Annotated in this window: 21 protein-coding genes; 14 read left to right on the top strand and 7 right to left on the bottom strand. The window is 58.3% G+C overall.

The window, feature by feature from the left end; genetic code table 11:
• The first annotated feature begins 58 nt into the window (after positions 1 to 58).
• The 8 genes from pheS (at position 59) to AC2FFP_RS10655 (ending at position 7,809) form a co-directional block, all read left to right on the top strand.
• Complete coding sequence (gene pheS, locus AC2FFP_RS10620) at positions 59 to 1,132, top strand: phenylalanine--tRNA ligase subunit alpha (protein WP_170415244.1); 1,074 nt, start codon at positions 59 to 61, stop codon at positions 1,130 to 1,132.
• Complete coding sequence (locus AC2FFP_RS10625; RefSeq protein ID WP_496767679.1) at positions 1,129 to 1,596, top strand: hypothetical protein; 468 nt, start codon at positions 1,129 to 1,131, stop codon at positions 1,594 to 1,596. Before pheS ends, AC2FFP_RS10625 begins: the two co-directional genes overlap by 4 nt.
• Before the next feature lie 253 nt (positions 1,597 to 1,849).
• On the top strand, positions 1,850 to 2,644 hold the full coding sequence (locus AC2FFP_RS10630; protein WP_496767676.1) for a CE1 family esterase: 795 nt from the start codon (positions 1,850 to 1,852) through the stop codon (positions 2,642 to 2,644).
• 65 nt (positions 2,645 to 2,709) lie between these two features.
• Positions 2,710 to 2,856 carry a hypothetical protein gene (locus AC2FFP_RS10635; RefSeq protein ID WP_496767673.1) on the top strand — a complete coding sequence of 49 codons (147 nt, stop codon included), beginning with the start codon at positions 2,710 to 2,712 and terminating at the stop codon, positions 2,854 to 2,856.
• 2 nt (positions 2,857 to 2,858) lie between these two features.
• Positions 2,859 to 3,116: a cupin domain-containing protein gene (locus AC2FFP_RS10640; protein ID WP_496767671.1), complete on the top strand. Its 258-nt coding sequence runs from the start codon at positions 2,859 to 2,861 to the stop codon at positions 3,114 to 3,116.
• Between the two features lie 88 nt (positions 3,117 to 3,204).
• Positions 3,205 to 5,601, top strand: coding sequence for a phenylalanine--tRNA ligase subunit beta (gene pheT, locus AC2FFP_RS10645; RefSeq protein ID WP_496881021.1), 2,397 nt, complete (start codon positions 3,205 to 3,207; stop codon positions 5,599 to 5,601).
• A 77-nt stretch (positions 5,602 to 5,678) separates the two neighbouring features.
• Positions 5,679 to 6,128 (top strand): YtoQ family protein, encoded by a 450-nt coding sequence (locus AC2FFP_RS10650; RefSeq protein WP_496738853.1) that lies wholly within the window; start codon positions 5,679 to 5,681, stop codon positions 6,126 to 6,128.
• Positions 6,129 to 6,201: 73 nt separating this feature from the next.
• Positions 6,202 to 7,809, top strand: coding sequence for a GMC family oxidoreductase (locus AC2FFP_RS10655; protein WP_496767665.1), 1,608 nt, complete (start codon positions 6,202 to 6,204; stop codon positions 7,807 to 7,809).
• Here the strand turns inward: AC2FFP_RS10655 and AC2FFP_RS10660 are convergent.
• Entirely contained in the window at positions 7,790 to 8,488 is a 699-nt protein-coding gene (locus tag AC2FFP_RS10660) for a glutathione S-transferase family protein (RefSeq protein WP_496767662.1), read from the bottom strand. The genes AC2FFP_RS10655 and AC2FFP_RS10660 overlap by 20 nt on opposite strands.
• Positions 8,489 to 8,699: 211 nt before the next feature.
• On the opposite strand from AC2FFP_RS10660, the gene AC2FFP_RS10665 reads away from it, so the two are divergent.
• Positions 8,700 to 9,512, top strand: a complete 813-nt coding sequence (locus AC2FFP_RS10665; protein ID WP_496844606.1) for a mechanosensitive ion channel family protein — start codon at positions 8,700 to 8,702, stop codon at positions 9,510 to 9,512.
• Positions 9,513 to 9,707: 195 nt separating this feature from the next.
• On the opposite strand, the gene ald is transcribed toward AC2FFP_RS10665, so the two are convergent.
• Positions 9,708 to 10,826: an alanine dehydrogenase gene (gene ald / locus AC2FFP_RS10670; protein ID WP_496738856.1), complete on the bottom strand. Its 1,119-nt coding sequence runs from the start codon at positions 10,824 to 10,826 to the stop codon at positions 9,708 to 9,710.
• A gap of 138 nt (positions 10,827 to 10,964) precedes the next feature.
• On the opposite strand from ald, the gene AC2FFP_RS10675 reads away from it, so the two are divergent.
• Complete coding sequence (locus AC2FFP_RS10675; protein WP_496727301.1) at positions 10,965 to 11,423, top strand: Lrp/AsnC family transcriptional regulator; 459 nt, start codon at positions 10,965 to 10,967, stop codon at positions 11,421 to 11,423.
• A 3-nt stretch (positions 11,424 to 11,426) separates the two neighbouring features.
• Here AC2FFP_RS10675 and AC2FFP_RS10680 read toward each other — a convergent pair whose 3' ends face one another.
• Positions 11,427 to 12,266, bottom strand: coding sequence for a CPBP family intramembrane glutamic endopeptidase (locus AC2FFP_RS10680; protein ID WP_496767656.1), 840 nt, complete (start codon positions 12,264 to 12,266; stop codon positions 11,427 to 11,429).
• A gap of 289 nt (positions 12,267 to 12,555) precedes the next feature.
• On the opposite strand from AC2FFP_RS10680, the gene ppk2 reads away from it, so the two are divergent.
• A complete protein-coding gene (gene ppk2, locus AC2FFP_RS10685; RefSeq protein WP_496767654.1) occupies positions 12,556 to 13,473 on the top strand; it encodes a polyphosphate kinase 2 in 918 nt (305 codons plus the stop codon).
• A 60-nt stretch (positions 13,474 to 13,533) separates the two neighbouring features.
• Here ppk2 and AC2FFP_RS10690 read toward each other — a convergent pair whose 3' ends face one another.
• Complete coding sequence (locus tag AC2FFP_RS10690) at positions 13,534 to 14,550, bottom strand: CAP domain-containing protein (protein WP_496767652.1); 1,017 nt, start codon at positions 14,548 to 14,550, stop codon at positions 13,534 to 13,536.
• Positions 14,551 to 14,843: 293 nt separating this feature from the next.
• Positions 14,844 to 15,050: a 30S ribosomal protein S21 gene (gene rpsU / locus AC2FFP_RS10695; RefSeq protein WP_005614280.1), complete on the bottom strand. Its 207-nt coding sequence runs from the start codon at positions 15,048 to 15,050 to the stop codon at positions 14,844 to 14,846.
• Positions 15,051 to 15,161: 111 nt separating this feature from the next.
• Between rpsU and AC2FFP_RS10700 the strand changes: the two genes are divergently transcribed.
• Both AC2FFP_RS10700 and AC2FFP_RS10705 read left to right on the top strand, forming a co-directional pair.
• Entirely contained in the window at positions 15,162 to 15,854 is a 693-nt protein-coding gene (locus AC2FFP_RS10700; RefSeq protein WP_496767650.1) for a COQ9 family protein, read from the top strand.
• Between the two features lie 55 nt (positions 15,855 to 15,909).
• Entirely contained in the window at positions 15,910 to 16,896 is a 987-nt protein-coding gene (locus AC2FFP_RS10705) for an NAD(P)H-quinone oxidoreductase (protein WP_496767648.1), read from the top strand.
• A 35-nt stretch (positions 16,897 to 16,931) separates the two neighbouring features.
• Here the strand turns inward: AC2FFP_RS10705 and AC2FFP_RS10710 are convergent, their stop codons facing one another.
• On the bottom strand, positions 16,932 to 17,789 hold the full coding sequence (locus tag AC2FFP_RS10710; protein ID WP_113792162.1) for a DUF2189 domain-containing protein: 858 nt from the start codon (positions 17,787 to 17,789) through the stop codon (positions 16,932 to 16,934).
• A gap of 191 nt (positions 17,790 to 17,980) precedes the next feature.
• Between AC2FFP_RS10710 and AC2FFP_RS10715 the strand changes: the two genes are divergently transcribed.
• Positions 17,981 to 18,964 (top strand): quinone oxidoreductase family protein, encoded by a 984-nt coding sequence (locus tag AC2FFP_RS10715; protein WP_496767646.1) that lies wholly within the window; start codon positions 17,981 to 17,983, stop codon positions 18,962 to 18,964.
• Between the two features lie 93 nt (positions 18,965 to 19,057).
• Here AC2FFP_RS10715 and AC2FFP_RS10720 read toward each other — a convergent pair whose 3' ends face one another.
• On the bottom strand, positions 19,058 to 19,531 hold the full coding sequence (locus AC2FFP_RS10720; RefSeq protein ID WP_496767644.1) for a YHS domain-containing (seleno)protein: 474 nt from the start codon (positions 19,529 to 19,531) through the stop codon (positions 19,058 to 19,060).
• Positions 19,532 to 19,631 lie beyond the last annotated feature (100 nt).

The following is a 19,631-nucleotide window of genomic DNA, read 5'->3' on the forward strand; positions in this document are numbered from 1 at the left end:
CTCTTGCTTTCGCAGACTGCTGTGATAGCAGAGCTTCAACAGCATTCAGGGAACCGTCATGGACGATCTTAAGGCAAAATATCTGGGTCAGATCGCCGATGCAGGCGACGAAAACGCGCTCGAAGCGATCCGTGTCGCGGCTGTCGGCAAAAAGGGCGAGGTTGCGCTGAAGATGCGCGAGTTGGGCAAGATGACGCCCGAGGAACGCCAGGTCGCTGGCCCCGCGCTGAATGCCTTGAAGGATGAGATCAACTCGGCCCTGTCCGCCAAGAAAGCCGCTTTGGCCGATGCCGCGCTGGACGAACGCCTGCGCACGGAATGGCTGGATGTGACCCTGCCGACCCGCGCGCGCCGTCAGGGCTCGATCCACCCAGTTAGCCAAGCGACTGAGGAGCTGACCGCGATCTTTGCCGAACTGGGTTTCTCGGTGGCTGAAGGGCCGCGGATTGAGACCGACTGGCATAATTTCGACGCGCTGAACATCCCCGGCCACCACCCCGCGCGGGCCGAGATGGACACGTTCTACATGCATCGCGCCGAGGGCGACAATCGCCCGCCGCACGTGCTGCGCACCCATACCTCGCCGGTGCAGATCCGGTCGATGGAAAAACAGGGCGCGCCGATCCGCGTGATCTGCCCGGGCGGTGTGTACCGCGCCGATTATGACCAGACCCACACCCCGATGTTCCATCAGGTCGAAGGGCTGGCCATCGACAAGGACATCTCGATGGCGAACCTGAAATGGGTTCTGGAAGAGTTCGTGAAGGCGTTCTTCGAGGTCGACGACGTCGAACTGCGCTTCCGCGCCTCGCACTTCCCCTTCACCGAGCCTTCGGCCGAGGTTGATATCCGCTGTTCCTGGGACAACGGCCAGCTGAAGATCGGCGAGGGCGACGACTGGATGGAGATTCTGGGTTCCGGCATGGTCCACCCCAAGGTGATTGCCGCCGGTGGCATCGACCCCGAGGTTTATCAGGGTTTTGCCTTTGGCATCGGCATCGACCGTCTGGCGATGCTGAAATACGGCATTCCTGATCTGCGGGCGTTCTTTGATTCCGACCTGCGCTGGCTGCGCCATTACGGGTTTGCGGCGCTGGATATGCCGAACCTGCATGGTGGCTTGTCTCGGTGAGTGAAGTTGAAGTGATTACGGTATGCGAGAATGTGTGCCGTGATTTTTGGTTTTTTCTTTCAAATTGGATGATTAGCGCAGCCCAGAACCCAATTTGGGCTCTGGTGCTCGGCGGAATAATTTCACTGCTGATTTGGAGATCCCAAATCAAGCTTTCTGAACAAATTCAGTTTAATAAAGAAAAAAGAGAATTGTTTTCGGCGTTTGTGAGTCGCGTAGAAATCGCTCATTTGGCCGCCAAAACAAAAACAGGTACCAGCGTACAAAATGTTCCTGAAATTATGGAATTGCACGGCTTGGGAAAGCAGATCAATTTAGTCGCCGGAGAGGAAACATCGGCAAGAGTAAATGACGTTGTTGGAAACGTAGGCAATATTCATGCTCGAGTTGATGGCGGTCGCGAGAGCTTTCGTGAGGCACTCATCGCGTGTGAGAAGTGCATGCGTAAAGAACTAAACAAGTGAAAACTAGTTGATGTCCTAAACAGTGCGCGGAGCAAAGGCCGATAGGCCGCCGCGCTATCGCCAGACCGCCCGCACGGGCTGGCGATTTGTCTCCGCAGGCGCTCGGTTTGAGCGATCCACGGACTTGACCAGCATGAATTGCCCACCACAGCCCGAATATCGCCACCCCGCGGTCTTGCGACAGCACGGCTTGTCACATTCTCGCACGGGGTTGTGACGTGACAGCGGGCGCAGGCTCGCTAGGGTTCGGCAGATGATTTACCGACTGCTCTGCCTTCTCCTGTTGACCGCCACCCAAGCCGCTGCTGTGGATAGATGCCACGGCGATACCGCCTGTCAGGTCGGCGACCGTTCCTATCATGTGCTTGAACCCGACGGCTGGGATGGCAAAGCGCCTTTGCCGGTGTTGCTGCATTTTCACGGCTGGGCGCGGCAGGGGACGGTGGTGGTGAACCACGAACGTATCGCCGGGGCCACGAAGCTGCGCGGCGTGTTGTTGGTGGCCCCGAACGGGTTGGGCAAAAGCTGGGATTTCTGGACCTCGGACACCGGCGACGTGCCTTTTGCCGACCGGGTGCTTGAAGATGTGGCCCAACGCTATCCAATTGATCCGGACCGCATCTATGTCTCTGGCTATTCGTTCGGCGGTGCGATGGCGTGGCGCTATGTGTGCCAGTCAGGCAATGACACGGCTGCCTTGCTGGCGGTCGCGGGGTCGATCCGTCAGACCGAGCACTGCCCGCAAGCCCCGGCCGAGGTGCGCCATGTGCACGGGACCAGCGACACCGTAATGGATTTCCCCTTTGGGCCGGGCGCGGACACGACTTATCCAGTGGCGCTGTGGCGGCAGAAATTCGGGTGTGAAACAGCGACGCCGCGCGGGGATTGGAGTGTTGTGCCGATCCTGACGCTCAGCCGGGTGGAATGGACCGATTGCGCACAGGGACAGGTTTCGCTGGATACGCATCCCGGCGGGCACTTCATCCCGCATGGCTGGATTGGGCGGCAGTTGGATGAACTGTTGGGGCGTGAACCGACATACCCCTGATCATTTGACTTGGACGGGTATTTCCAGCCTGGTTGCCCGGAATGATCCGAAAATGGAACTGCCCGATGCGAACCTTGCTGCTAAGCGCCCTGATCCTTGCAACCACACCTGTTCTGGCGCGCGATACGTATCCGCCGGTTGAGGTTCTGCTGCAGACCGATAAGTCCGTGATTGGTGAACCGCTGGAGTACCCCGAAGCAAGGCGCAGATAACTATGGCCATCGTGACCATGCAGCCCGGCCAAAAAACCGGCTGGCACCGGCATGAGGCCCCGTTGGCGGCTTACATGCTAGAGGGTGAAATCACCGTGGATTACGGAGATGCCGGGACCAAAACCTACAAAACCGGCGATGCGTTGGTCGAGGCATTCCGCTCCCCTCATGCCGGGGTGAACTCAGGCGAAGATATCGCACGGATTCTAGCCGTGTTTGCCGGTGCGGATGGTGTTTCCAACACGGTCGCGGAAGAGTAGGCGCCCAAGCCCCCCGCACCCTCTTTCCCCTGTCCGCAATATCCGTTACACGCGGTCTGACCCTAGATTTACTGGCGGAAACCGACCGATGAAATTCACTCTTTCCTGGCTGAAAGACCACCTCGACACCGATGCGTCGGTGGATGAGATTGCAGAGACGCTGACCGATCTTGGACTGGAAGTCGAAGAGATCGTGAACCCTGCGGACCGTCTGGCGGGCTTTACGCTGGGCTATGTGAAACACGCGGAAAAGCACCCGGATGCGGATAAGCTGCGCGTTTGCACGGTCGCGACTGACGAAGGCGATCTGCAGATCATCTGCGGCGCGCCCAACGCACGCGAAGGTATCACGGTCGTGGTCTGTAAACCGGGCATGTATATCCCTGGTCTGGATCTGACGATCAGCGTGGGCAAGATCCGCGGCGTCGAAAGCTTTGGCATGATGGCCTCGGAGCGGGAGCTGGAGCTGTCAGAGGAACATGACGGCATCATCGAGCTGCCCTCGGGCGAGGTAGGAGACAAGTTCGTCGACTGGTTGGCCGAGAACGAGCCGGCGAAAGTCGATACGATGATCGAGATCGCGATCACGCCGAACCGCCCCGATGCGCTGGGCGTGGCCGGGATCGCCCGCGATCTGGCTGCGCGCGGTGTTGGCACGCTAAAAGAGCGTGATTATGTGCCGGTGACGGGTGATTTCGAAAGCCCGATCAAGGTGACGATTGATGAGGACACGCTGGATGGCGCGCCGCATTTCACCGGTCGTCTGATCAAGGGCGTCAAAAACGGCCCCAGCCCGCAATGGTTGCAGGATCAGTTAAAGGCAATTGGTCTGCGTCCGATCTCGGCGTTGGTCGATATCACCAACTACATGACCTTCGACCAGAACCGTCCGCTGCACGTGTTCGACGCCGATAAGGTTCAGGGCAACCTGCGCGTTCACCGTGCCAATGGTGGCGAAAAGCTGGTGGCGTTGGATGAGAAGGAATACACCCTGCAGCCCGGCATGATGGTGATTTCGGACGACAAAGGTCCCGAATCCATCGCTGGTATCATGGGCGGTGAGGAAACCGGCTGTACCGAAGAGACCGTGAACGTCTTCCTCGAAAGCGCGTTCTGGGATCACGTGCAGATCGCGTTGACCGGTCGTGCTCTGAAGATCAACTCGGACGCGCGCTATCGCTTTGAGCGTGGCGTGGATCCTGAGTACACGCTCGAAGGGCTGGAACACGCCACACAGATGATCCTGGATATCTGCGGCGGCGAAGTGTCCAAGGTGGTCGAAGCGGGCAAAGCACCGAACCACGCACGGGCCTACAAGCTGGATGCCGAGCGTGTGCAGTCGCTGGTCGGCATGGACATTCCTGAGGCCGAGCAACGTCAAACCCTGACCCGTCTGGGCTTCCGCCTGGAAGGTGAGATGGCTCACGTTCCCAGTTGGCGTCCCGATGTCATGGGTGAGGCCGATTTGGTGGAAGAGGTCGCTCGGATTGCATCTCTGACGAAACTGCAGGGTAAGCCGCTGCCGCGTATTACGGATGGTATTCCCAAGGCGGTGATGACCCCGTCGCAGCGGCGTCAGTCGATGGCACGTCGCACTTGTGCGGCGCTGGGGTACAACGAATGTGTGAGCTATACCTTCATCGATCAGGCCTCGGCCGCGTTGTTCGGTGGTGGGGATGAGGCGACGCAGCTTGAAAACCCGATCTCGTCCGATATGAGCCATATGCGCCCCGATTTGCTGCCCGGTCTGTTGCAAGCTGCGGCCCGCAATCAGGCACGTGGGTATGCCGACGTGGCACTGTTCGAGGTTGGCCCGGTGTTTCACGATGGTGAGCCTGGCGATCAGAAAACCCAGATCACTGGCCTTTTGGTTGGACGCAGCGGTCCCAAGGATGTGCACGGTGCTTCGCGCCCTGTCGATGTGTTCGACGCCAAAGCAGATGCCGAGGCTGTGCTGGCCGCAATCGGTGCGCCCGCTAAAGTGCAGGTCCTGCGCGATGGTGATGCCTGGTGGCATCCTGGCCGTCACGGCAAGATCTGTCTTGGCCCGAAAAAGGTGTTGGGCGTCTTTGGTGAGCTGCACCCGCGCGTGTTGCAGGCGATGGATATCAAAGGCCCTGCGATGGCTTTCACCATCTGGCCGGAAGAGGTGCCTCTGCCACGTAAGTCCGGTGCCACCCGAGCGGCGCTGGAATTGCGCGATCTTCAGGCGGTCGAGCGTGACTTTGCCTTTGTCGTCGACGAGGGCGTCGAAGCGCTGACACTGGTGAACGCCGCAGCGGGTGCTGACAAGGTGCTGATCGAGGACGTCCGGGTCTTTGACGAGTTTATCGGCGGTAGTCTGGGTGAGGGTAAGAAATCTCTGGCCATCACTGTTCGCCTCCAGCCGACGGATGCGACGCTAAAGGAAAAAGACATCGAAGCGGTGGCTGAGAAAATCATCGCCAAGGTCACCAAGGCGACTGGCGGCGTTCTGCGCGGGTGATGCCTGGCCGCCTCCGGCTGGAGTTTTTGAAAAGATGAAGGGGCGGTGGCGCCCTTTCTGTTTTTGCGGAGGAGCAAATGATGCTGAACGTTTACCTATCCGGCGAAATCCATACCGATTGGCGGGAACAGATCATCGAAGGCGCTCAGGGTCTGGACATCACGTTCAACAGTCCTGTGACTGATCACGCGGCCAGCGATGACTGTGGTGTGGCCATTCTGGGGGCCGAGCCAAACAAGTATTGGCACGACCACAAAGGCGCAATGGTCAACGCGATCCGCACGCGCAAAGGCATCGCGGATGCCGATGTGGTCGTGGTCCGCTTCGGTGAAAAATACAAACAGTGGAACGCTGCATTTGACGCGGGTTACGCTGCGGCGCTGGGGAAATCACTGATTGTGCTGCACGGCCCTGATCACCAACACGCGTTGAAAGAGGTGGATGCGGCGGCACTGGCCGTGGCCGAGCAACCGGGCCAAGTCGTTGATGTACTGCGCTATGTTCTGACGGGCGCGCTGCCAAAATAACTCACGCGCCGTTTTCCTTGCGGGAAATCAGGGTGCTTTCTACCGTCTGTTTGGGCAGTACGGGGAGACATTCATGGAATTCGACTATGTCATCGTGGGCGGTGGGTCCGCCGGATGTGTTATGGCCGCGCGGCTGAGCGAAGATCCAGACACAAGCGTTTGCCTGCTTGAAGCGGGTGGCGCTGGTGAAGATTTGGTGATCCGGGCTCCGGCGCTGGTGGCAGCCATGGTTTCGGGGCGGCCCAAGCTAAACAACTGGGCTTTTCAAACCGTGCCACAGGCCGGGTTGAATGGTCGGAAGGGGTTTCAGCCACGGGGAAAGGCAATGGGCGGATCGTCGGCGATCAATGCGATGCTGTATGTGCGCGGACACCCCACGGACTATAATGAATGGGCGGATCTGGGGTGCGAAGGTTGGGATTGGAAGAATGTCCTGCCTTACTTTCGCAAGGCCGAGGGCAATGTGCGCGGTGCGGATGATTTCCATGGCGGTGACGGCCCCTTGCACGTGTCGGATCAGTCTGAGCCACGGGCAATCTCTCATGCGTTTGTCGAGGCCTGCGGCCAGCAACAAATTCGCGCGACAAACGATTTCAACGGGCCGGAGCAGGAAGGTGCAGGCCTGTATCAGGTCACGCAGTTCCACGACGGGGCGCATAAGGGTGAACGTTGCTCGGCAGCTGCGGCCTATTTGCGGGGCGTCAAATCGCGGCCGAACCTGACAATCATGACAGGGGCAGAAGCCCAGAAAATCCTGATTGACGAAAAGCGCGCGACCGGGGTGTTGCTGCGTCAGAAAGGTAAGGCCGTCGAGGTTCGCGCCCGCCGGGAAGTCATCCTTTCGGGGGGTGCATTTGGTTCGCCACAATTGCTGATGTTGTCCGGTATCGGGCCCGAGGCCGAGTTGAAACAGCACGGTATTCCTGTTTTGCACGACTTGCCCGGTGTTGGTCAGAACCTGCAGGACCATCTGGACTATGTCCTCAGCTATCATTCGAAACGTAAGGATGTCATCGGGTTGACCCCGGGCGGGGTATGGAACCTGGCCAAAGCCGGGTTGGACTGGCGCCGTACCGGAGAGGGGCTGTTTGCGACCCCCTTTGCCGAAGGCGGCGCGTTCTTCAAATCCGATCCAACCGTTTCCAAACCGGATCTTCAGCTGCACTTTGTTGTCGGAATTGTTGATGACCACATGCGCAAGATTCACTTGCCGCACGGGTATTCGTGCCATGTCTGTGTGTTGCGCCCGTTCAGCAGGGGCAGCGTTGGGCTAACCTCGGACCGAGCCGGAGAGCCGCCGCGAATTGATCCGGCTTACCTCAGCGATGACCGCGATCTGGATCTGTTGAAGCGCGGGGCACATATCATGGAGTCAATTCTCGAATCCGAACCGCTGGAACCCTGGCGCAAAAAGCGGCTCTATGCCCATGATGGAAGCGATCAGGCACTAGAGGCCGATATCCGCCGCCGTGCCGACACGATTTATCATCCGGTGGGCACCTGCAAGATGGGGGTCGACGATATGGCCGTTGTCGATACCGAAGGCCGGGTTCATGGGGTCGAGGGGCTGCGGGTGGTGGATGCATCGGTTATGCCGACGCTGGTCGGCGGCAATACCAATGCGCCCACTATCATGATTGCCGAAAAGATCGCCGAAGCAATCAGGCCCGAGGCGGCGTAACCAAGCCTTTTTGGACCGCGGGTCGTTCCAGAAACCGGTCGAGATAGTCCACCAGATTGGCGTGGTCTTCCCAGCCGACAAGGTCGTGGGCGTTGTAGAATTCGAGCCCGCGCAACCATGGCGCGATTGCGATATCGGCAATCGAATAGTCTCCGGCAATCCAATCCTGACCTTCAAGCTGTTGGTTCAGGACATTTAGCAGTCGCTTGGCCTCGTTCACGTATCGTTCGCGCGGGCGGGGGTCTTCGATCTCGCTGCCTGCGAATTTGTGGAAATAGCCTAATTGCCCGAACATCGGACCAATGCCACCCATCTGGAACATCACCCATTGGATCACGCGATATTTGTCGGCTTTGGTCTGACCCAGAAACTTGCCGCTTTTCTCGGCGAGATAAATCAGGATCGCTCCGCTTTCGAACAGACCAATGGGTTCTCCGTCCGGACCATTCGGGTCGATGATCGCCGGGATTTTGTTGTTGGGGTTCAATGACAGGAATTCGGGGCTTTTGACATCCGAGTCTGACAAGGTAATCCGATGGGCTTCATAGGGCAGGCCGGTTTCTTCCAGCATGATTGACGCTTTTACGCCGTTCGGCGTGGGGAAAGAATAGAGCTGAATCCTGTCGGGAAACTGCGCAGGCCAGCGGGCCGTGATCGGGTGAGAGGCGGTGTCCAGCATGGGGTGCTCCTGTCATGGGTTGCCTGCAATAGGTAGGTACAACGGCCCGGTCTTGCCAGTATCCGGGCTGTGCATACAAGGTCAGGGACTGTGTACGTGAGAACAACGGGGAAAACCTGCGTATCTCACACCTAGACCGAAGCGCGCTTATGGACCACTATTCCGCCAATCCCGCGCTGAGAGACGCGGGTTTGCCGTGAATCGAAAGGAGATGCGCGTGGATGAGGTCGTAACACAGGTGGGTGCCTATGCCCCGCTGATCATAAGCGCGGTCAAGGCGCTGTTCGTACTGATCCTTGGATGGATCATTGCTGGCGCCATTGCCGGTGTAGTCCGGCGCCGGATCAATGCGACACCGCATATTGATCAGACGCTTGGGAATTTCGTCGCCAGTCTGGTGAAATGGGTCATACTGGCCATGGTACTGGTTTCAGTGCTGGGCATCTTTGGCATTCAGGCGACAAGCATCGTCGCCATTTTGGGTGCCGCATCGTTGGCCATTGGTTTGGCCCTTCAGGGAACGCTGAGCGATCTCGCTGCAGGCGTTATGCTGGTTGTCTTCCGCCCTTACAAGCTGGGTCAGTATGTCGATATCGGCGGCACCGCAGGCACTGTTAAGGATCTGAACCTGTTCACGACCGAGCTGGTGACGCCGGATAACGTGCAGATCATCGTTCCGAACGGGCAATCCTGGGGATCAATCATCACGAACTACTCGGCGCATGACACGCGGCGTGTCGATCTGGTGTTCGGCATCGACTATGGCGATAGCGCTGATGAGGCGATGAAGATCATTCTGGATGTGGCAAAGGCCGATGACCGTATCCACAGTGATCCGGAACCTTGGGTGCGCGTGACAAATCTGGGCGACAGCTCGGTCGATCTGACGGCGCGGCTGTGGTGCGCGGCCGCGGATTATTGGGATGTGAAGTTCGAGACTACCAAAGCCGTGAAGGAAGCGTTTGACGCCAAAGGTGTTTCGATCCCCTACCCGCATTCGGTGGAAATCCACAAGGAAGGGTAAAGGCTCCCGCCCGTCGCGTGGGCATTGGAAATGCCCTCCTCCGGTTGGGCCCGGCGCCGCGCTTTCAGCGCGGCGTTTCTTTTTTGGAAGCCGGGATCGTGTCCACAGACGAAAAGCGGCGCGCCAAAGGCGCGCCGCCATGCCCAACGCTGTAAAGCAGCCGCTTCAGCGGCTACTTTCAGGGGCGGGAGTGCTTCAGGCGTTGACGATTGCCTCGGGCGAGACAACGTCCAGACCCAGTGCCGTACCAACAGCTTCGTAAGTCAGCTGACCGGCATGGACGTTCAGACCTGCCAGCAAATGCGGGTCGTCCTGACATGCCTTCTTCCAGCCTTTGCTTGCCAACGACAGCATGAACGGCATGGTTGCGTTGCCCAGTGCGATGGTCGAGGTGCGCGCAACTGCGCCCGGCATATTGGCCACGCAGTAGTGCATGACGCCGTCCACTTCATAGATCGGATCCGCATGGGTGGTCGCCTTGGAGGTTTCAAAGCAGCCGCCCTGGTCGATCGCAACGTCAACCAGAACCGCGCCGGGTTTCATGGTGGACAACTGCGCGCGCGAGATCAGCTTGGGTGCCGCAGCGCCCGGGATCAGAACAGCACCGATGACCATGTCGGCATCCTGGATCAGCTCGGCCGTTGCTCCGGCTGTCGAGTACTGGCTTTTGAATGTGCCGCCGAAGACGTCGTCGAGGTAACGCAGGCGTGGCAGAGACCGGTCCAGAACGGTGACATCAGCGCCCATGCCGGCCGCGATCTTGGCTGCGTGCGTGCCAACAACGCCGCCGCCGATCACGATGACTTTGGCTGGGCCAACACCGGGAACGCCACCCATCAGAACACCGCGGCCGCCATTGGCCTTTTGCAGGGTCCACGAACCGACCTGAGGTGCCAGACGACCGGCAACTTCCGACATCGGCGCCAGCAGCGGCAGGCCGCCGTTGCGGTCAGTTACGGTTTCATAGGCAATCGCGGTGCAGCCCGACGCCAGCAGGTCGTGGGTCTGGTCTGGATCAGGTGCCAGGTGCAGGTAGGTGAACAGCAGCTGGCCCTCACGCAGCATCTTGCGCTCAACCGCCTGAGGTTCCTTGACCTTTACGATCATGTCCGCGGTCGCAAAAACTTCTTCGGCGGTGTCGACAATGCGAGCGCCTGCAGCGACATAAGAGTCGTTGTCAAAGCCGGAACCCATGCCGGCATTGGTTTCAATGATGACCTCGTGGCCGCGCGCAACAGCTTCTTGCGCAGCGTTGGGGGTCATGCCAACACGGAATTCCTGGGGTTTGATTTCCTTGGGGCAACCGATTTTCATTTCTCGCTCCTCCATTCATAAACTGCCCAAATTATGTGCAATTTGGGATGCAATTTCTGTGAAACTCTGCCCGTCATTTTGGTTTTCTTTGCGAGAATCTTCGGTACTATTGGAATATCTTGCAAAGGATTTGCGCGTATGAGCCTCGATACGACCGATAGAAAGATTCTGGCTGCCCTGCAGAGAAACGGCAGGATGTCGAATGCCGAGCTGTCAGACCAGGTGAATCTGTCGCCGTCGGCGTGTCACCGGCGGGTCCAACGGCTTGAAGCCGACGGGTACATTCGAAACTATGTGGCGTTGCTGGATGCACGCAAGATGAACGTTCCGACCACCGTGTTTGTCGAGATCACGCTGCAGGGCCAGGCCGAAGAGCTTCTGGATGCGTTCGAAAAAGCGGTGGCGCGCATTCCCGACGTTCTGGAGTGTCATCTCATGGCGGGGACGGCGGACTATATTCTGAAGGTTGTCGCCGAGAACACCGAGGATTTCGCCCGAATTCACCGTCAGTACCTTTCGCGCTTGCCCGGCGTGGCGCAAATGCAAAGCTCATTTGCCTTGCGTACTGTGTTCAAGACGACGGCCTTGCCGGTGTGACCGTCAGGCTGGGGCCGGGTAGGTGAACAGGATCAGATGCATGGCATTGAAGCCGAAATGCATTATGACGGGCACCCACAACTGACCGGTCGCATAAAATCCCAAACCACAGGCCGCGCCAAGAATCGCGGCATAAGCGACTAGGGCCGGACCCCCGGCAAAATGCGCCAAACCAAACAGAAGGCTGGCCAGAGTCACACCAAGTGCTGCACCTAGTTTGGAAGCAAAAAGCGACTGCAGATACCCACGGAAAAAGGCCTCTTCCGTCAAGCAGGTCAGAAACAGATTCGAGAGTGCGAACACAATCCACCAAGGCGGCAGGCTGAGCTCTGGCCGGATGGCCTGCGCGGCCAGCCCAACGGCGAAGAGGGCGGGCAAGGTCGCAAGGCCCACCAGCAACGGTGTTCTCTGGACAGGTCTCGCTGAATCGGTCATTCCCGGCCAGGCCAGCAGGACCGCGAACAGCACCATTGGCTTGTCCAGATTCAAGTACATTGAAAACGCCGAGCTGTCCGGCCCGGCGTAGACCCGGTCAAGTACCAGCAGGTTTTGAAATCCGGGCACCAGATGCGCGCCCAATGCAAGACACCAGCCGATCAACATGACGTGGCCAACCGCCGCGCCGATGCCCGTAAGATGGTTCAGGGCCGCAGCACCCAGCAATCCGGCAGCAACAATTCCAACAGCCAAAGGCGTGACCAGCCCCATGGCGAGGGCGGCAAGACCAAACACCAACAGCAGCGTAAGGCCAAGTTGTCGCCGGCCCGAGGCCGCACTGACCATGCCGGCGATCAGTATGAACCAGGGCCATATCAATGGCAGAAGGGATACAAAATGCGCCACGGCTCTCTCACGTATTCAGGTGCGTATTGATGCCGTCGGACACCCCCAAATGGCAAGGCCGTGCAAGGATCAGCCTTTGCCTAACTGCCGGCGTTGCGTCAAATCGGACGCTTGTATCTAGGCGCAGGTCGGTTCAATTATAGGAATGACCGTACATCTGCCTGTTTTGCGGCCCCGCACCAACTTGGTATTGAACCGGCGCGGAGCGTTCATCAATTATATCTGATGACATCAGGCGGTCACACTCTCTGGGTATGGTCGAAACCCGTTGACTGATAAGGAGCAGATCTTGGCTTACCAACACAATGATGCCCCAAAAGACTGGCTGGAAGCCGAGCTCGAAGACACGCTGGACGAAGATTTCGAAATCGAATTCAGCGAGCCGATGCTGTCGATGGAAGTTCGCAAGATCTATAAGGAACAGCATCCTGACATGCTGGACCGCAAGGTCTATTTCCAGAACCTGCTGCGATTGCAGGCCGAACTGATCAGGGTTCAGGATTGGGTTCAACACACGGGCGCCAAAGTGTGCATCCTATTCGAAGGTCGCGACAGTGCCGGTAAAGGGGGGGTAATCAAGCGGATTACCCAGCGCCTGAACCCGCGTGTTGCGCGTGTGGTTGCGTTGCCTGCACCCAGTCGCAGGGAACAAAGCCAGTGGTATTTCCAACGCTACGTGCCGCATCTACCCGCAGCTGGCGAAATCGTTCTGTTCGACCGGTCCTGGTACAACCGTGCGGGCGTCGAACGGGTCATGGGTTTTGCCAGTGAAGATCAGGTCGAACAGTTTTTTCAGGACGTTCCCGAATTCGAACGAATGCTGGTGCGGTCGGGGATCATCCTGCTGAAATATTGGTTCTCGATCACCGACGAAGAGCAGCAGTTGCGATTCCTGATGCGTATTCACGATCCGATGAAGCAGTGGAAGCTGTCGCCGATGGATCTGGAATCGCGCATTCGGTGGGAATCCTATACCAAGGCCAAAGAGGATATGTTGTTCCGCACGAACATACCCGAAGCGCCCTGGTACATCGTCGAAGGCAATGACAAAAAGCGCGAGCGCCTGAATTGTATCGAACACCTGCTGACCAAGATCCCGTATTCGGATGTTCCGCAGGAAAAAGTCGACCTGCCGGATCGAAAGTACAACCCGGAATACGAACGCCGGGTTCTGCCGGACGATCTGTATGTCCCAAAGGTCTATTGAACTATTGAAGTAGAAATTGGTGCGAGGCAGGGTCGCCCCCGCCCCGCACCCTGGGACCCGTTAAGCGGCGTCCATCATGCAGTCGAAATCATAATAGTTGAACACAAAGACATCACCTGAATTGTCTCCGGTCATGTCAGAGCATGTCTCAACATCGTCCGCAGGATTGTCATCGCCGGTCATCACCATATCGAAATCGTCGGTTTCGGGTTCCGCATCGGCATAGTCCGTTTCGTTCCAATCAAACTGGTCGAACTGCGCCTGAATCGATTGGACGAATGCCCGGATCTCGGCCAGGAACTCCTGCACATCGAAACATGCAAATTCTTCAGGTTCTTCCGTTCCGGGCGTTTCTGGCTCCGGTACCTCGGCCACCGGTTCCTCGGGCTCGGTGACTTCGGGGTCAGGTACCTCGGCCACCGGTTCCTCGGGCTCGGTGACTTCGGGATCAGGTACTTCGGCCACCGGTTCCTCGGGCTCTGTAACTTCGGGGTCAGGTACTTCGGCTACGGGTTCCTCTGGCTCGGTAACCTCGGGATCAGGTACTTCGGCCACGGGCTCTTCGGGCTGCGGGGTTTCTTCAACCGGTGGTGTCGGAGCCGGCGGCGTAGTGGATCCGTTGTCCAGCATGACCTCACCCTGGGTGGCAGCAAAGTTCTGCGTCACCATCACAGCGTCGAAACCCTGCATGTCGCCGGTTTCAATGCCGATCCCGATGTATTTGAAATCTGGGTTCAGAATGTTGGCGCGGTGACCGGGGCTGTTCATCAGGTTCTGATGAAGCTGCGCGACGTCATCGCTGATGCCTGGCGCGCCGCGCTCGGATTGCCAGGCGATGTTTTCACCTGACCGCCAGTTGCCCGAGAAGTCGAACCCGGCCATTTCCATCCGCTGTGTGGCGCTGGAACCACCCGAGCCGGTGTGGCTGAACCTGTCCGTTTCCAGCATCCATTCACTGTGATCCTCGGATGAGTCGTTCAGGCGCGTTTCAAGCTGTAGGGGGTCCAGCCCGCGGGATGTGCGCTCTTGGTTAATCAGCGCCAGCATTTCTTGTTCGATACTACTTGCAGTCGACATTTTTGCCTCCGATTGGTTTTTTGTCGTGGTAGACGGCGCCAGTTACAAAGGCTCGATGCTGCGTTGATAGGGATGGCGTGTTCAGAGGCGAGTTTTGGCAGGTCAGTGCTACCGCCACGGGATTCGCTGCGCTGCAAAATGCCGGGCAAAATGTTGCTGAGAGGGAAATGGCAGCTTGTCGCGCGTGGGCGGTCCGAGTCGGCGTAAATCATCCGACCCTAGAAACGACAAACCCCCGGGCGATGCCTCGGGGGTCGTCAAATAGTGTCATCCAAAGCTGGACGAGCGAGGTTTTAGAGCAAACCTTCGCGCTGTGCTTTCTTACGTGCCAGTTTACGGGCACGACGGATCGCTTCAGCCTTCTCGCGCGCTTTTTTCTCGGACGGTTTCTCGAAATGTTGCTTAAGCTTCATTTCACGGAACACGCCTTCGCGCTGCAGCTTTTTCTTCAGGGCACGAAGCGCCTGATCGACGTTATTGTCGCGAACACTAACCTGCATGTGGTTGTCACCACCTTTCTAGATAGAGTTGCAAGGAAATTGCAGGAGTTGGCCGTATAGCAAAGCGCCTCTATCTTGTCTAGTACTGGCTCTGAGAACCGGAGAACCGCCATGACCACCACTTTTGAAGATGCAAAACAGCAGCTTTTGGACGCAGTCTTGATCCATGTGCCGTTTGACGGCTGGTCCGAAGCCAGCTTTCGCGCGGCTATATTGGATTGCGATATGGATGACACTCTGGCGCGCGCGATCTGCCCCCGCGGCGCAGTTGATCTGGCGCTTGCGTTCCATGCGCGCGGTGACGCGGCGATGGAAGACCGCCTTAAATCCACGGACCTGAGCGAGCTGAAGTTCCGAGACCGAATCGCTGCCGCGGTTCGCTTCCGGCTTGAGGCCGTTCCGGACAAGGAACTGGTACGACGGGGCATGACGTTGTTTTCCCTGCCCACGCATGCAGCCGATGGGGCAAAAGCGCTGTGGCAAACCTGTGATCTGATCTGGGACACGCTGGGAGATACATCGGACGATGTGAACTGGTACACCAAACGGGCGACATTGTCGGGTGTCTATTCCTCGACCCTGCTGTTCTGGCTGGGCGACGATTCCCCCGATCACCAGAAAACATGGGAGTTTCTGGATCGGCGGATAGACAACGTCATGCAGATCGAAAAGATCAAAGCGCAGGTGAATGGTAACCCGCTGTTCAAGCCGTTTCTGGCGGTTCCAAACTGGCTGGCCGGTCAGGTGAAGCCGCCCATGAAAATGCGGGCCGATTTGCCGGGGATGCTGAACCCGCGCAAGTAAGCGTCTGGGCCTTCCAGAAATTGCCTGCTAGGCATTGGGCAAAGGAGATTTGCCCATGACCCAGATGATGCGCGCTGTCGAAATCACCAAACCCGGTGGCCCGGATGTTCTGCAACTGACGGAACGCCCGGTTCCCAAACCACAAGCCGGACAAGTGATCCTGAAAGTGGCCTACGCCGGCGTGAACCGCCCGGATGCGCTGCAGCGCGCCGGGGCCTATGATCCGCCGCAGGGTGCCAGCGACTTGCCGGGGCTTGAGGCATCGGGCGAGGTTGTTGCCATTGGTGCCGGGGTCGAAGGTCTGGCCATCGGCGATCAGGTCTGTGCCTTGCTGCCCGGCGGCGGTTATGCGGAATATGTGGCCACACCCGCTGCGCATTGTCTGCCAGTTCCTTCGGGAATGGGGATGAAAGAGGCCGCGTGCCTGCCCGAAACCTTCTTTACTGTGTGGTCCAACGTTTTCTCGCGCGGTGGTCTAAAGGCAGGTGAGCGTTTTCTGGTGCATGGCGGGTCCAGCGGCATTGGCACAACAGCGATCCAGCTGGCGAACGCGTTTGGTGCGCGGGTGTTTGCAACCGCGGGATCTGCTGAGAAATGCGAGGCCTGTGTGAACCTCGGGGCCGAGAAGGCGATCAATTACAGGGATGAGGACTTCGTGGGCGTCATGCGGGCTGAGGGTGGGGCGAACCTGATCCTCGACATGGTTGGTGGCGACTATATCCCGCGCAACGTCAAAGCTCTGGCCGAGGATGGGCGTCTGGTTCAGATCGCTTTCCTGCAAGGTCCGAAGGTCGAGTTGAACTTTGCGATGATGATGGTCAAACGCCTGACCCTGACTGGCAGTACTTTGCGCCCTCAAAGTGATCTGGCAAAGGCGAAGATTGCGCAGGATTTGCGCGAGGCTGTCTGGCCATTGCTGGAGGCTGGGAAGGTGGCCCCCGTCATGGACAGTGAGTTTGATCTGGCCGAGGCGGCAGCCGCCCATGCGCGGATGGAAAGCTCGGGCCACATCGGCAAGATTGTCCTCAAGGTCGCTGGTTAAAACTTTGGCGCGGGAAGATCCCGCGCTTTTTCCGATCAGACCACTGCGCGGCGGTAAAGATGCCAGGTTGCATGGCCCAGGACTGGCATGACAACGATCAGCCCCAGCAGCATCGGGATGGCTCCGATGATCAACAGGGCCGCTACGATGAACCCCCATGCCAAAATGACACCGGGGTTATGCCGCAACACCCGGACCGACGTCACGACGGCCACCGGCAGTCCGACAGGACGGTCCAACAGCAATGGAAAGCTGACGACGCTCATGGCCAATGCGACCAGCGCGAATAGAAACCCGATCGCATTGCCGAAAATGATCATGGACCAGCCTGCGCCCGTGGTGAACACCTGAGTCACGAAAGCCCCGAGTGAGGTGGGCAGATCAGGCCCAAGCGTATGCACATAGATGCTCTGCGCGACCATCAGCCAGACCAGCAGCAGCATGACCAGATAGAACCCCAAAGCCAGAATTGCACCGAAGGACGGGGACCGGAAGACGCCCAAGGCGTCCAGCCAATGGACCTCGCCGCCTTGCTCGCGTTTGCGGCTGATTTCGTAAAGGCCCACGGCTGCGATCGGACCGACTAGTGCGAAACCCATGATCAGCGGTGCCAGTAGGGGCACCATGTTGCGATTCAGGCCGAAGCCGAACATCAGCAGACCTGCGATTGGGTAAACCAGTATGATGAAAATGGCATCTGCCCGCGTTTCCAGAAAATCATTGTATCCGGCCTGCAAACAGGCCTTCAGGTCCTGCATCGTCAGTGTTTGCACCTGCGGCAGATGCCGAGTGTCCGCGCTGCCGATGTGGTGCACGCTTTCGGTAATATGATCGCCGGTCGCGCCGATGTTTCGGGCGGCCCAACTGATCGGATTTCCTATTGTTTTGGCCATCTTGATCCCCTCCCTTTGCCAGTGCGCAACGGGTTGAATCCGGCGGTGGTTGCCTTTGGCCGGACCAGCCGGCAACGCTCAGACCCCAGTATAGCACAGTTTTTCGCGCTGTGGTTGCGTGGCGGCAAAAACCTTCCAATTGCCCTGTTTCACAGTCGTGTTAGCTTGGCGTCAGGCAACAGGAGGTCAGCATGCAGCAAACGGCAAGAACCGTCGTCATTCACGAACACGGCGGCCCCGAAGTTTTAAAGATCGAAGACCGGCCCTTGGGCGACCCCGGACCCGGCGAGGTTCGCATCCGCCACCGGGCCTGTGGGCTGAACTTCATTGATGTCTACCAGCGTACCGGGTTGTACCCGATGGATTTACCGCACGCGCTGGGCATGGAAGCGGCAGGTGTGATTGAGGCCGTTGGCGAAGGTGTTACCCATCTGAAACCGGGCCAGCGCGCGGCCTATGCCACAGCACCCGCCGGGGCCTATTGTGAGGCGCGCGTGATGCCAGCGGCGCAGGTATGTCCGTTGTCCGAAGGGATTTCTTTTGACGCGGCTGCGGCGATGATGCTCAAGGGGATGACGGTCGAGTATCTGTTTCACCGGACAACGCCTTTGAAACGGGGTGACACGGTTCTGTTTCACGCGGCCGCCGGTGGCGTTGGTCTGATTGCCTGCCAATGGGCCAAGTCCGAGGGCATCACCCTGATCGGAACAGCCGGAACAGATGAGAAATGCAGCCTCGCGCAGTTCAACGGGGCTGCGCATTGCATCAACTACCGGACCGAGAACTTTGCTGAACGTGTGGCCGAAATCACCGGCGGCAAAGGTGTAGATGTGGTCATGGATTCCATCGGCGCGGACACGTTCAATGGCTCGCTGGACTGCCTGAAGCCTTTGGGAATGATGATCTCATTCGGCAATGCCTCAGGCCCGGTCCCGTTGATGGATATCGGTATTTTGGGCAAGAAAGGTTCCTTGAAAATCACTCGACCGACCCTGTTTACCCATATCGCCGACCCTTCCGTCTGTCAGGCAATGGCACGGCGGCTGTTCGGCAAGGTTGAGGGCGGTGAGGTCAAAATCCACATCGATCAGCGGTTCCCGTTGGATCAGGTGGCCGAGGCGCATCGGGTTCTGGAAGCGCGTCAGACCACAGGCAGCACGGTGCTTGAACCGTAAGACCGACTGAACCCGGCTCGCCGGTGTTTGATCTTGAAACGAAAAGCGGCGGCAGAATACTCTGCCGCCGCCTTTTTGGGAAATGTCTGCAAATTATTGCTGCAGTTCCGCCGGTGTTTTATCCGCGATGGTTTCCCAATTGGCGCTGGCTTGTTCAACAAAGCCCGGGATGTCACCTTCCCAGCGCTGCTGGATGTCTTGCGACAGGTTCAGGTACAGCTTGTTGTCAACGATCTTCCAATAGGTCGGGTCACCGTCAAACTTGAAGCCCATCGCAGCGCCGAATGCGCAGTAGCCGCCATATGCAGGCAGGTAGGCCTCGGGGTTTTCTTCGAACGCGGCTTTGTTTTCTTCATTGGCAAAGCGATACATTGCGTCGTTGTGCAGTGTGGTGATGCGGTAGTCACCTTTGGTCGGCTCGCCAACGGTGAAGTAGGCAACGGGATCATAGCCCTGCATGGCCAGACCGGTCGAGCTTGCGTTCAGTTCAACACCAGCGGCCAGAGCCGAGCTTGCAATGGCAACAGACAGAGCGACGCCGCCGATAAGAGATTTGAACTTGTTCATTGTTTTCACCTTTCGTGAAGGGGCCGCCACGTGGCGCAGAAAATTGCGCCCAGACAACCCAAGAGTTTTTTTGTCCGTGAGACCCGCAATTGGTCGTCAC

It is taken from the genome of Ruegeria sp. YTSC004, from assembly GCF_059609805.1.